Consider the following 12,372-nt stretch of genomic DNA (forward strand, 5'->3'; position numbering starts at 1 on the left):
TTTCAGGTTGTAGTGCATTGTGTATTGAAGACTTTTAAGTTTTCTGCCCGGTTGCAAGGTGTAGCGCGGGTGCGCTACATCCCGAAAAACGGACTCGCCGGAAACATTGATCCACACTGCGGCTTATGAGCCGGGTCAGGTACTGCCCAGCCCGGACCGTCGGTTGCCAGGGATGGCAACCGCGAGCTACATGGACGTACTTGCCGCGTGTCCGGGCTGGGCAGTACCTGATCTGGCCGCTCCACAAGCCAGCCAGATCAATGTTTCCCTGCACGACACCGAGCCGCCGAGCACTGAACACCGAGCATCGGCGACGAGCAAATGAGCGAGAACATAGGGAGCGCTGCATGGCGGTAAAACAGAGCGAGCAGTACCAACTGGTTATCCGCAGCCTGTCCGACCGTATTGTCGAGGCTCAGGCGCCGATTCGGGTGCTGGATGCTATCAAGTGGGATGACAGCATTCGCGATCAGTTCTTCCGTGATGGCTGCAAGAAGCTCCCGGATGTCGGTCCGGATTATTACAAGCGTCGCCCGATGGCCTTCGACCCGGCCGAGCGTTTGCAGGTGTTTCAGGATATCGAGCGCGATATCACCCGCCAGCTCGGCACCTTCAATCCGGTGGGCCAGATCATGCGGCGCATGTGTCGGGAATACCGCATGGTCATCCGCATGCTCGAAGCGCGCGGCACGCCCGAGATGGGGCGCATTTCCCAGGAGCTGTACGGCTCGGCCTCCGATGCCTTCCATGCCGGCGACCCGACCATCACCGATCTTGGCATCATGCTCAGCGAATCGCTGAGCAATATCGGCAATGATCTGGGCCATGAACCCAAGACCATCGCTGCGCCCGAGGCCGTCGCCATATTGCAGGCGCAGATGGATCAGGTGTTCCCCGATGATCGGGCGGTGCGCGTATTTGAATCCGACGGCATCGTCGCCGATGCTGCCGCTGGCGCCGACTACATCAAGATCCGCAGCGATGCGTTGTTCAACCAGCGCGATCTGAAGATTCTGGCCGTGCATGAGGGCATGGTGCATGTGGCGACCAGTCTGAATGGCCAGCATCAGCCGATCTGTACATTCCTGGCCAAGGGGCCACCGTCGTCCACGGTAACCCAGGAAGGGCTGGCGATCCTGATGGAGATCATTACCTTCGCCTCCTATCCTTCGCGCCTGCGCAAGCTCACCAACCGCACCCAGGCAATCCAGCTGGCCGAGTCCGGTGGCGATTTTCTCGATGTGTTCGGTTTTTATCGGGGTGAAGGCTACAGCGAGGACGACAGCTACAACAATGCCAGCCGCGTATTCCGTGGCTCGAGCAGCGATGGCCTGCCGTTCACCAAGGACCTGGCCTACCTCAAGGGTTTTATCCTGACCTACAACTACATCCAGCTGGCAGTGCGCCAGGGCAAGCTGCAACAGATTCCGCTGCTGTTTTGTGGCAAGACCACCCTGGAAGACATGCGCACCCTCGGGCAACTGGTGGAGGAGGGGCTGGTGGTGCCGCCGCGCTATCTGCCGGAACCCTTTGCCGACCTGAACGCATTGAGTGCCTGGATGTGCTTTTCCGGGTTTCTGACCAATCTCAGCCTCGATCGCATCGAGGCCGATTACGCCAATATTCTGTAGGAGTTTTGCATGAGTGAACAAACGGAAACCAACAAACTGCCTTATATCCTCACCGCCCTGGGCACTTTGTTTCTAACCATGGCCGTATTGCATTTCTACGGGTACCTGAATTTTGCGCGGGAGGAAGAAGGTCTGCTGGTGGCCGAATTCAGTCTGGTGACCATCGGCTCGGATGAGGCGGGGCAGTTGCAGGCCAAGGCCGCCAACCATACGGCCGAATGTGTGGATGGGGTGATGATCCTGCATGACACCCGGCATAACGGCCTGTCCGGCCTGCTGGTCGATAACCGCCAGCGCGTGGTGCGTTGCAATGCTCAATCCGTGCCGCTGGCGCAATGATCATGGGCAGCCGTTCGGTACAGTTGGCCGAGGACTGGAAACAGGCGCTGGGCGACGAGTTCGAACAGCCCTACATGCAGCAATTGCGTGAGTTTCTGCTGGCCGAGAAGGCTGCCGGCAAGGTGGTCTATCCGCCGGGGCCGATGATCTTCAATGCGCTGAATACCACGCCGTTGGATAAGGTGAAGGTGGTCATCATCGGTCAGGACCCGTATCACGGGCCTGGACAGGCGCACGGGTTGAGCTTTTCCGTGCAGCCAGGGGTGCGCCCGCCGCCGTCGCTGAAGAATATCTTCAAGGAGATCCAGCGCGATCTGGGGCATCCGATTCCAACCCAGGGCGACTTGCGGCCTTGGGCCGAGCGGGGTGTGCTGCTACTCAATGCGGTGCTCACCGTCACTCAAGGGCAGGCTGGTGCCCATGCCAATCGCGGGTGGGAGCGCTTCACTTCGCGGATTATCGATATCCTCAATACCCAATGTGAGCATCTGGTGTTCATGCTTTGGGGTAGCTACGCGCAGAAAAAAGGTCAGCAGATCGACCGCTCTCGTCACCTGGTGCTCCAAAGTGTGCATCCATCGCCACTGTCGGCCCACCGCGGGTTCATTGGCAGCGGCCACTTTTCCGCAGCCAACGCCTATCTGATCGAGCAGGGCCGCGAGCCTGTTGACTGGCGATTGCCTGAACCCCGCTAGTGAATCGGGGTCGGCTTGATGCCGGCGCCGGGATGTTCAATGATGAAGGCTCCGACATCTGAAAGGAGTCCGTCATGGAGCATGCTCTGCAGCCCTACACCGCGCTGGTTCCGCGTACCGACAAGCTGGTAGTGCAGAAGGCGGGGCATACCGCCCTGCTGACCATCGACAATCCGCCGGCCAATACCTGGGATACCGATACCCTGCATGGCCTGTACGAGCTTATTGGTCATCTCAGTGACGATCCGGATATCTATGCCCTGGTGATCATCGGTCGTGGCGAGCGGTTCTTTTCCGCTGGCGCCGATTTGCAGATGTTCGCCGAGGGTGACAAGGCCCATGCGCGTCTGGTGGCGCGACTGTTCGGTCAGGCATTCGAGGCGCTGAGGGATTTTTCCGGGGTAACCATCGCTGCCCTCAATGGCTATGCCTTGGGCGGTGGACTGGAGTGTGCGCTGGCCTGTGATATTCGCATCGCCGAGCGCCAGGCGCAGCTGGGGTTGCCGGAGGCCAGCGTTGGCTTGCTGCCTTGCGCCGGTGGCACCCAGGCACTGGCATGGCTGGTCGGTGAGGGCTGGGCCAAGCGGATGATCCTCTGTGGTGAGCGCATCGACGGAGTCAAGGCTGAGCGCATCGGCCTGGTCGAAGAGGTGGTGGAAGAGGGGCAGGCCCTGGCTACGGCGTTGCGCCTGGCGGCCCAGGTCAGCCGGCAGAGTCCGCAGGCGGTAAAGGCCTGCAAGCAATTGATCCAGGGCGCGCGCAGTCAGCCGCTCAATAGCCTGCTGTCGGCCGAGCGCGAACGCTTCGTCGATCTGTTCGATCTGGAGGATACCAGGGAGGGGGTGAGCGCTTTTCTGCAAAAGCGCCCGCCGCAATGGACCAACCGCTGAAGGTCGATTTCAGCCGAGTAGCAGCATGGCGGCTTCCATCTCTGCCGACAGGTCTTCCTGCTCCTGGTCGCCAGTCGGATCGAGGCCGAGGCGGTCGAAGGAGGAGATTTCACTCCAGTCGAGCTGCGCATGGGGGTGATCGCTATCGGCCAGGCTCTGCAGCATCGCGACCTGGACGATATCCGCGTAATCCGCCTGGCCCGGGTTGCGCTGAAAATCCAGGTGTTGGCTAGGCACGTGGCGCAGCGGCTCGGGAAAATCCCAGGCGGCCAGGATACGGTCACCCAGCACCGGATGAATCTGATCGATGATGATACCCAGGCTGATGGAGTCGTTCAGCAGTTGGCTGTGTTCTTCGGCATAGCTGAGAATCGGCAGCACGCCGATCTGATGTACCAGTCCAGCGAGAGTGGCCTGATCGGGCTTGAGGCGAGTGTAGTGCTGGCAGAGCACATGGCTGATGCCCGCTACCTCGGTGCTGCGTGCCCAGACCTCGCGCATCTTCCGGTCGATGACATCGGTGGTTGCCTGGAACAGCTGCGCCATCGCCAGACCGGTGGCCAGGTTGGCGGTATAGACGATACCCAGGCGGTTGACCGCCATGCTCAGGTCGGTTATTTCCTGGCGTGAGCGCAGCAGGGGGCTGTTGACCACCTTGATCAGGCGTGCGCTAAGGGCGGTATCGGTACTGATCTGCCGGACCAGCTCGCTGATACCGATATCCGGGTCCTCGGCGGCTTCGCGGATGCGCAGGGCGACCTCGGGCAGCGTTGGCAACACCAATTGGTCGCGCTCGATCGCCTGAATCAATTCTTCCTGTACGCGCAGGGCCAGATCCGTCATGACATTCTTCCTTGATTATTCGCCGGCAGCCTCGGCGGCCATTTGCTCTTCGTAAGGTAGCGTTGCCAACTCCAATGCTGGCTTGCTGATATCGGAGACGCTCAATGTCGCCAATTGTGCCGCTTCGTTCTGCAGTACCGCAAGCAGTTCGATGCATTCATCGCTGCGGGCCGCCGTCACCACTTCGCCTACGGCCTGGCCGCTGTTGCCGTCGATAATGGGGGTGGCGGGTTCCGGCAGGCTGTCGCCGGCCCAGGTCAGGCGATACATGCGACGCTTGAGCTTGCCCAGATACTGCATCCGCGCGACGATTTCCTGCCCGGTATAACAGCCTTTCTTGAAGCTGACACCGCCCAGTTGCTGCAGGTTGAGCATTTGCGGAATGAAGCTCTCCCGGGTCTGACTGCGCACCTGACCGATGCCGAGGCGGATCAGCCGCAGTTGCCAGGCATTCAGTGCAACGGGTTGGGCTTTATCGGTCAGAGCATTGATGATTTCCCTGGCGCGATCGGCTGGCACCCAGAGTTCCATGACGTCGTGACTCAAGGCAACCGCTAGTCCGGCATCAGCTTCGTCAGCGTTCTGGCCAAGATCGACGGCGGCCGAGGCATCGGCCGCTTGCGGGCCCCAGAGCCCCAGGCGTACCCATTGCTCGGTGCAATCATTGAGCTGCACCTTGAAGAAAACGGCATACTTCGCCAGATCCGCCTGTTGTGGCTCCAACAAGGGGGCATCCATCGCCAGCAGATAACGTTCATCCGACAGCTTGAGCAGCCGGAAGCTTGATTGCATCCGGCCCTTGGGGTTGCAGCGGGCCCCCAGGATGCTGCCGCCTGTGGCCAGGGCAGCTACATCGCAGGTGAGCTGGCCCTGAAGAAAGCGGGTCGCATCCACGCCGCTGACGTCAAGAACGCGTTCGTGATCCAGTAACGCCAGCGCGGTATCGGGGCTGGGCGCCGGTGACTGCTGGGGAAACAACGCGGACAGGTCTCTGGTCTCATGCATGATTCTGGCTGACTCCGGTGGACGGGAATGGCGGTGCATCTATTCTGTCACATGATAGGGGGCTGCTTCTGGCTTGTCAGTGCCTTGATCAAGCGCAGCGGGTATAATGCCGACCATGAAGGCGAATCAACCGATTGGAGATGGCAATGACGGCCGAGGTGGAAAAGAAGCGATTGTTCTGGCATAGCCGGCGCGGCATGCTGGAGCTGGACGTGCTGCTGCTACCCTTTCTGGAAGAGGTGTATTCGTCACTGGACGAAGAGGATCAGGCTCGCTACCGGCGACTGCTGGAATGCGAGGATCAGGATATGTTCGTCTGGTTCATGCAGCGTGGGGAGCCGGAAGATCCGGATCTCAAACGCATTGTGAGGATGATATTGGATCGTGTCCAACCCGACTGATTCACTGCTGCTCAAGCGCCAGCCGTCGCGCTGGCTGGGTGGCCTCATCATATTCCTGACCATGCTTGGTTGCATGGCCCTGTACCGCAGCGCGCTGCCGTTGCTGCCGGCCTCGCTGTGTGCCTTGCTGTTGTGGATGTATTGCCTGTGGATCTGGCCCCGGCAGGTCAGCCTGCGCCATGCCCACTCGGTGACAGGACTGCGGTTCGACAGCCAGGGCTGGCACGTGTTGCGCCGCGACGGCTCGGAAATGGGTGCTCGGCTGTTGGCCGATACCTATGTCAGCGCCTTGCTGACGGTGGTGCGTCTGCGCGAGCCGGGGCGGTTGCTGCCGGTATCGGTGATTCTGCCGGCGGACGCCGCCGCGGAGGATTCGCTGCGGCGGTTGCGTCTGCGCTTGAGGTTCAGTCGTCAGCGCTGGGCGGCTGCAGAATAGTATCCCGGGCTTCTGGCAGCAGATCCGGGTAGTCCAGCGTGTAGTGCAACCCGCGGCTTTCATGACGGAGCATGGCCGAGCGGATGATCAGGTCGGCCACGACCGCCAGGTTGCGCAGCTCCAGCAGATCCCGCGAGACGGTGTAGTTGCTGTAGAACTCGTGGATCTCCGCGAGCAACATATCGACCCGGTGCTTGGCTCGCTGCAGGCGCTTGGTGGTTCGCACGATGCCGACATAGTCCCACATGAAGCGCCGCAGCTCTTCCCAGTTATGCGAGATGATCACGTCCTCGTCCGAGTCGATTACCTGGCTCTCGTCCCAGTGAGGCAGGTCGGTGGGTAGCTGTGAGGTCGGCAGTTTCTGCAGAATGTCGCGGCTGGCGGCGCGGCCATAGACAATGCACTCGAGCAGGGAATTGCTGGCCATGCGGTTGGCGCCATGCAGACCGGTGAAGCTGGTTTCGCCGATGGCGTAGAGATTGTCGACGTCGGTCAGTCCGGTTTGCTCCACCATCACGCCACCGCAGGTGTAGTGCGCCGCCGGTACTACCGGGATGGGCTCGCGGGTGATGTCGATGCCGAAGCTCAGGCAGCGCTCATGCACGGTGGGGAAATGCTGGCGAATGAAATCCGCCGGTTTATGGCTGATATCCAGGTACACGCAATCCAGACCCAGGCGCTTCATTTCATGGTCGATGGCCCGGGCGACGATATCGCGCGGCGCCAGTTCGGCCCGTGGATCGAAGCGTGGCATGAAGCGGCTGCCATCCGGCAGCTTGAGCACCGCGCCCTCGCCACGCAAGGCCTCGGTGATGAGGAAGCTCTTGGCTTTTGGGTGATAGAGGCAAGTGGGGTGGAACTGGTTGAACTCCATGTTGGCCACCCGGCAACCGGCGCGCCAGGCCATGGCAATGCCATCGCCAGATGCGCTGTCAGGATTGCTGGTATAGAGGTACACCTTGCTGGCGCCACCGGTGGCCAGTACGGTGAAGCGAGCGCCGAAGGTCTCCACATGGCCGCTGCCACGATTGAGGATATAGGCGCCCAGGCAGCGATTGCCCTGCTGGCCGAGTTTGGTGCTGGTGATCAGATCGACCGCGACGTGATCTTCCAGTAGCTCGATATTGCTGTGGGATTGCGCCTGACGCAGCAGGGTATTGAAGATCGCTGCCCCGGTGGCGTCCGCAGCGTGAATGATGCGCCGGTGGCTGTGACCGCCCTCCCGGGTGAGATGGAAGTCATCGGTTTCGCTGCCATCTTCCCGCCGACCGCGGGTAAAGGGAACGCCCTGGTCCACCAGCCAGCCGATGGCATCCCGGCTGTCGCCGACGATCTGACGAACGGCGTCTTCATGGCAGAGCCCGCCGCCGGCAATCAATGTGTCCTGGACATGGGCATCTACAGTGTCGGCATCATCCAGCACCGCGGCTACACCGCCCTGGGCCCAGAAGGTCGAGCCCTCCGACAGCTGGCCCTTGCTGATCACGGCGATGCGCAGATTGTCCGCCAGATGCAGAGCCAGTGTGAGGCCTGCCGCGCCGCTGCCGATTACCAGTACGTCGTATTGCCGTTGTCGGGTCATTGGGATCTCTTGGTTCGGTTTCCGGTGAGCGAGCTGGCTGGCGGAAGCAGCCAGATACCGCGCTGTGCCGGGGTAGTATATATAAGGTAAGTAATTCACAATACTGCCACATGATGCCGGCGCGCGGTGTGAGTGAATGCCTGGATATCATCAATTGGCCATCGTGCTGCGGAACTTTTCTGTCGCCGCAGGCTCATACAGCTGAACCTGAGTGAGGGGAGAACTTTTGGTTACATCGCGGGTCTATCGCAATAGAATAAATCCGGCAGATAGTTGCGGTGGTGCCGGAAATGACTGAACAAACCGACCAACAACTGGTCGAACGGGTGCAACAGGGGGACAAGCGGGCCTTCGACCTGCTCGTACTTAAATACCAGCACAAGATTCTGGCTCTGGTCACGCGTTTTGTGCATGACTCCCATGAGGCGCAGGATGTGGCCCAGGAAGCGTTCATCAAGGCGTATCGCGCTTTGGCGAATTTCAGAGGGGACAGCGCGTTTTATACCTGGCTGTATCGGATTGCGATCAATACCGCCAAGAATTACCTGGTCGCCAGGGGACGACGTCCGCCCGATTCGGACATCGCCGCCGAGGATGCCGAATATTACGATGGTGACAGTGCACTCAAGGATATCCATTCTCCCGAGCGGGATCTGCTGCGGGACGAAATTGAGCAAGTGGTCAACAGAACACTGCAATTGTTGCCGGAAGACTTACGAATGGCGCTGACATTACGCGAATTCGAAGGTCTCAGTTATGAAGATATTGCAAACGTGATGGAATGCCCGGTGGGGACTGTGCGATCAAGGATCTTCAGAGCACGGGAGGCCATCGATAAAGCCCTGAAACCTCTGCTTGAAGCGTGAGGAAAGGGAAACGGTGACGCCCCAGCGGGGCCTATACAGTAGAGGTAGAGCAATGAGAAGCGAATCCTTGCGGGAGACTCTCTCCGCGCTCATGGATGACGAGGCAGAGCAACTGGAACTGCGCCGCGTCCTTCATGCCGGTGAACAGGATCCGGACGTCCGTCGTAGCTGGGAGCGTTACCAACTGGCACGGTCCGTCATGCACAAGGAGCCTTGGCAGCCGGGTGTCGACCTGTCTGCCGGTATCGCTGCGGCCTTGGCTGATGAGCCAGTTCCGGCGGCAGCTCCGACAGTGGCGCCAACGCGCTGGAAGATGCAGTTGGGTCGGGTTGCAGTGGCCGCCTCCGTTACCCTCGCGGTACTGGTGGGTGTACGCATGGTGAACCAGGAAGGCATGCCTGACAGCAGTAATACCATGGCGGCCATCGAGCGTACGGCACCTGCTGCTGGCACCTCGCCGGTAACCGCTGTACCTGCGCAAGCCCGTTCAGGCGCGGTGCTGGCTGGCTTCACTTCGCTTGCCGATCAGGCTGAACCGCAACCGCAGGCGTCTGGGCCATCGGCTTGGCAGGAACAGCGCATTGGCAGTTATCTGCGCCGGCATGCAGAGAACAGCGCCCAAGCCGCGCCGAACCTCGTCCCTTACGCCCGCGCAGCGAGCCTGGAAAATAATTAGTGTCACGATTGAAGTATGTGTTGGGGTGGTCGGGATTGGCCGCCCTGTTGCTGGCTCCAGGCCTCTCGGCTGAAGACAGCATCAAATGGCTGGAGCGTATGGATCAGGCTACCCGTGAGCAGAGTTACCACGGAGCCTATGTCTACGAGCGCTCCGGTATCTTTACCACCCAGAATATCTGGCGCCAGGTCGAAGACGGCAAGGTTCATGAGCGTCTGGTGCAAAGCGCGGGTCGCCATCAGGAGTGGGTGCGCCGCGATGGTCGTCTGGTCTGCGCTACCTCCCTTTCCCAGGGCAGAACGCCGCAAAATATTCCCCAACTGAACAAGAATCCTGCTGGTCTCACTGACTGGTACGGGTTGCGCGTGCTTGGAGATACGCGGATCGCCTCGCGCCCGGTGACTGTCATTTCCGTGCAGCCACGCGACGCCTTCCGCTACGCCTATGAACTCTATCTGGACCAGGAGACCGGGCTGCTGCTCAAGTCCCTGTTGGTGGATGACGGTCGCGAATTGCTCGAGCGTTTTCAGTTCACCACTATCAGCTTCGATAACCCCTCGGATCAGGATCTGCGGCCCGGCAGCTCGTGCCTGGAACTGGCTGCTGCCGAGGATGTGCCCACGGATGATGTGAATTTCTGGGAGCCGCTCTGGCTGCCGCCGGGATTCACCCTGGGGCATCGGCAGGTGCAGACGCTGAAGGACAGCGATACCCGCATCGCCACTCAGATCTATTCCGATGGCCTGGCCCGCTTTACCCTGTTCATCGAGCCTTTGGGCAAAGACAGCCTGGCCGAGGACCTGCGGGCGCAGCTCGGGCCCACGGTAGCGGTAAGTCGCCGCCTGGTGGCAGCGGATGACCTGTATCTTGCTACGGTGGTCGGCGAGATACCGCCAATAACCGCCGAGCGGATTGCTGAATCTCTCAGCCAGGCCGTGACCGGTGCGCAGCCGTGATTGAGGAGCAGGCTAGGGTGTTGAGCGTGGAGCAGGGTGCGGTCTGGGTCGAAACCATTCGACGCAGCGCCTGTTCCAGTTGCCAGGCCCGGGCCGGATGCGGTCAATCCCTGTTGCAACGCATGGGTGGCGCGCGTCGGGGCTTGATTAGGGCACTGGATGATCGGGCCTGTCGAGTCGGTGAGGAGGTCATCATTGGTATTCCCGAAAACGCCATGCTGCGCGGCTCATCTCTGATCTATATGGTGCCGCTGCTGGGGCTGTTCAGCTTCGCATTGCTGGCCCAGGTTTTCGGGGCTGGCGAGCCGTCGATTATTCTTGCCGGGTTTTCCGGCCTTGGTCTGGGATTCGTTGCCATGCGCTGGTATGCCGGTCGCCTTGATGCGGATCCGGATTTCACGCCGCAGGTAGTTAGCCGGGTGGGCAAGTTGAATGTTGTCAGCGGTACTCAAGAAAGGAGCAATTACTAATATGACTTCAGTACAGCGATGGTTATTCGGGATAGTCGGTGCCTGGCTAATGACCTGGCAGGCGCTCGCGGTGGCGGCGCAATTGCCCGACTTTACCCAATTGGTCGAAGAGGCCTCCCCGGCGGTAGTGAATATCAGTACCCGGCAGAATGTTACCCGGCGCGCGTCTGGACCAATGATGCCGGACCTGGAAGGTTTGCCGCCGATCTTCCGGGAGTTCTTCGAGCGCAGCTTTCCTGACGGTTCCCAGTCCGCGCCTCAGCGCCAGGCACAGTCGCTGGGCTCGGGTTTCATTGTCTCCAAAGACGGCTATGTTCTGACCAATAACCATGTGGTTGCGGGTGCGGACGAAATCTTCGTGCGCTTGTCCGACCGCCGAGAGATGGAAGCCGAGCTGATTGGAGCCGATCCCCGTTCGGATCTGGCCTTGCTGAAAATCGAGGCGGGCGCAGACCTGCCGGTCGTGCGGATGGGCAAATCCGCCGATCTGAAGGCCGGCGAATGGGTGCTGGCGATCGGTTCGCCCTTCGGTTTCGAGTACTCGGTGACTGCCGGTATCGTCAGTGCCAAGGGCCGCAGTCTGCCCAACGAAAGCTATGTGCCGTTCATCCAGACCGATGTGGCGATCAACCCGGGGAATTCGGGTGGCCCGCTGTTCAACCTGGACGGCGAAGTGATAGGCATCAATTCGCAGATATTCACCCGTTCCGGCGGCTTCATGGGTCTGTCATTCGCCATCCCGGTGGATGTGGCCATGGATGTGGTCGAGCAGCTCAAGAGTGACGGCACAGTACGCCGTGGCTGGCTGGGCGTGGTGATTCAGGAGGTCAACAAGGACCTGGCCGAATCCTTCGGCCTGGAACGTCCCGCCGGTGCGCTGGTGGCTCAGGTCATGCCGGGTGGCCCGGGTGATGAGGGTGGGCTGAAGGCCGGTGACGTGATCCTCAAGCTCAACGGCAACGACATCATCATGTCCTCCGATCTGCCCCATGCCGTCGGCCGTCTGCGCCCTGGCAGCAAGGCGACCATGGATATCATCCGTGACCGCAAGCGGCAGAAGCTGGAGCTGGAAATCGGTGCTCTGCCGGATGACGATGCGCTGGCAGCGAGCCCGGGTACGCTGTCGCCCAATGCCCCGGCGGCTACCGACAACCGCCTCGGTATCGCGGTGGTCGAACTGACCGACGAGCAGAAGAAAAACATGGATGTGTCGACTGGCGTAGCAGTCCGTGAAGTGCGTCCTGGCCCTGGTGCGATGATTGGTTTGCGCCCGGGCGATGTCATTACCAACCTGAATAATCGGGTGGTCGAGTCTGCAGCGGATTTTGCCGAGATCGCCAGTAAGTTGCCGGTCAATCGCTCCATTTCCATGCGGGTGATCCGTCAGGGGCGGGCGAGCTACATCACTTTCCGTCTGGCCGAGTAGGTCGCCTGACGCTGGCCGGGCGGATTGCGACAGGCTCCGCAATCCGCCCGGCACAGATAGCGCGGCGCAGTGTAATCGGGTAGACTTGCGGGCTGTTTTCGGGGTTAACCCCGGTCACCGCCATGTCTGGCAAACCACGTCTGGAAGAACCCTGCA

At 60.6% G+C, this 12,372-nt stretch carries 14 protein-coding genes; 11 read left to right on the forward strand and 3 right to left on the reverse strand.

Annotated features, from left to right (window positions below):
• The first annotated feature begins 347 nt into the window (after window positions 1–347).
• From BM267_RS13205 to BM267_RS13220, 4 genes are all read left to right on the forward strand, one after another.
• Window positions 348–1,631, forward strand: a complete 1,284-nt coding sequence (locus tag BM267_RS13205; protein WP_074780980.1) for a flavohemoglobin expression-modulating QEGLA motif protein — start codon at window positions 348–350, stop codon at window positions 1,629–1,631.
• Window positions 1,632–1,640: 9 nt separating this feature from the next.
• Window positions 1,641–1,970: a hypothetical protein gene (locus BM267_RS13210; RefSeq protein ID WP_074780977.1), complete on the forward strand. Its 330-nt coding sequence runs from the start codon at window positions 1,641–1,643 to the stop codon at window positions 1,968–1,970.
• 2 nt (window positions 1,971–1,972) lie between these two features.
• The gene (gene ung, locus BM267_RS13215) at window positions 1,973–2,665 is read left to right on the forward strand and encodes a uracil-DNA glycosylase (RefSeq protein WP_143063081.1); all 693 of its coding nucleotides are present in this window, start codon (window positions 1,973–1,975) and stop codon (window positions 2,663–2,665) included.
• Window positions 2,666–2,739: 74 nt separating this feature from the next.
• Window positions 2,740–3,555 carry an enoyl-CoA hydratase gene (locus tag BM267_RS13220; protein ID WP_036990975.1) on the forward strand — a complete coding sequence of 272 codons (816 nt, stop codon included), beginning with the start codon at window positions 2,740–2,742 and terminating at the stop codon, window positions 3,553–3,555.
• A gap of 9 nt (window positions 3,556–3,564) precedes the next feature.
• Here the strand turns inward: BM267_RS13220 and BM267_RS13225 are convergent, their stop codons facing one another.
• Entirely contained in the window at window positions 3,565–4,398 is an 834-nt protein-coding gene (locus BM267_RS13225) for an HDOD domain-containing protein (RefSeq protein ID WP_036990974.1), read from the reverse strand.
• 15 nt (window positions 4,399–4,413) lie between these two features.
• Entirely contained in the window at window positions 4,414–5,403 is a 990-nt protein-coding gene (ygfZ, locus tag BM267_RS13230) for a CAF17-like 4Fe-4S cluster assembly/insertion protein YgfZ (protein WP_074780974.1), read from the reverse strand.
• A 146-nt stretch (window positions 5,404–5,549) separates the two neighbouring features.
• Between ygfZ and BM267_RS13235 the strand changes: the two genes are divergently transcribed.
• Window positions 5,550–5,804: an FAD assembly factor SdhE gene (locus tag BM267_RS13235; RefSeq protein WP_036990971.1), complete on the forward strand. Its 255-nt coding sequence runs from the start codon at window positions 5,550–5,552 to the stop codon at window positions 5,802–5,804.
• Window positions 5,788–6,240, forward strand: a complete 453-nt coding sequence (locus BM267_RS13240) for a hypothetical protein (protein ID WP_051611091.1) — start codon at window positions 5,788–5,790, stop codon at window positions 6,238–6,240. The genes BM267_RS13235 and BM267_RS13240 overlap by 17 nt, the downstream gene beginning before the upstream one ends.
• On the opposite strand, the gene nadB is transcribed toward BM267_RS13240, so the two are convergent.
• Window positions 6,209–7,822 (reverse strand): L-aspartate oxidase, encoded by a 1,614-nt coding sequence (gene nadB, locus BM267_RS13245; protein WP_036990967.1) that lies wholly within the window; start codon window positions 7,820–7,822, stop codon window positions 6,209–6,211. The genes BM267_RS13240 and nadB overlap by 32 nt on opposite strands.
• A 290-nt stretch (window positions 7,823–8,112) precedes the next feature.
• Between nadB and rpoE the strand changes: the two genes are divergently transcribed.
• Genes rpoE through BM267_RS13270 form a run of 5 tightly spaced genes read left to right on the forward strand, consistent with a single transcriptional unit; the run spans window position 8,113 to window position 12,216 of the window.
• Window positions 8,113–8,688 (forward strand): RNA polymerase sigma factor RpoE, encoded by a 576-nt coding sequence (gene rpoE / locus BM267_RS13250; RefSeq protein WP_036990964.1) that lies wholly within the window; start codon window positions 8,113–8,115, stop codon window positions 8,686–8,688.
• Window positions 8,689–8,740: 52 nt separating this feature from the next.
• Window positions 8,741–9,364, forward strand: coding sequence for a sigma-E factor negative regulatory protein (locus tag BM267_RS13255; RefSeq protein ID WP_074780971.1), 624 nt, complete (start codon window positions 8,741–8,743; stop codon window positions 9,362–9,364).
• A complete protein-coding gene (locus BM267_RS13260; RefSeq protein WP_143063080.1) occupies window positions 9,364–10,320 on the forward strand; it encodes a MucB/RseB C-terminal domain-containing protein in 957 nt (318 codons plus the stop codon). Before BM267_RS13255 ends, BM267_RS13260 begins: the two co-directional genes overlap by 1 nt.
• Window positions 10,317–10,790 (forward strand): SoxR reducing system RseC family protein, encoded by a 474-nt coding sequence (locus BM267_RS13265; RefSeq protein ID WP_074780968.1) that lies wholly within the window; start codon window positions 10,317–10,319, stop codon window positions 10,788–10,790. Before BM267_RS13260 ends, BM267_RS13265 begins: the two co-directional genes overlap by 4 nt.
• Window position 10,791: 1 nt before the next feature.
• Window positions 10,792–12,216, forward strand: a complete 1,425-nt coding sequence (locus tag BM267_RS13270; RefSeq protein ID WP_051611088.1) for a DegQ family serine endoprotease — start codon at window positions 10,792–10,794, stop codon at window positions 12,214–12,216.
• Window positions 12,217–12,372 lie beyond the last annotated feature (156 nt).

This window comes from Halopseudomonas bauzanensis (assembly GCF_900114735.1).
Taxonomy (GTDB): Bacteria; Pseudomonadota; Gammaproteobacteria; order Pseudomonadales; family Pseudomonadaceae; genus Halopseudomonas; species Halopseudomonas bauzanensis.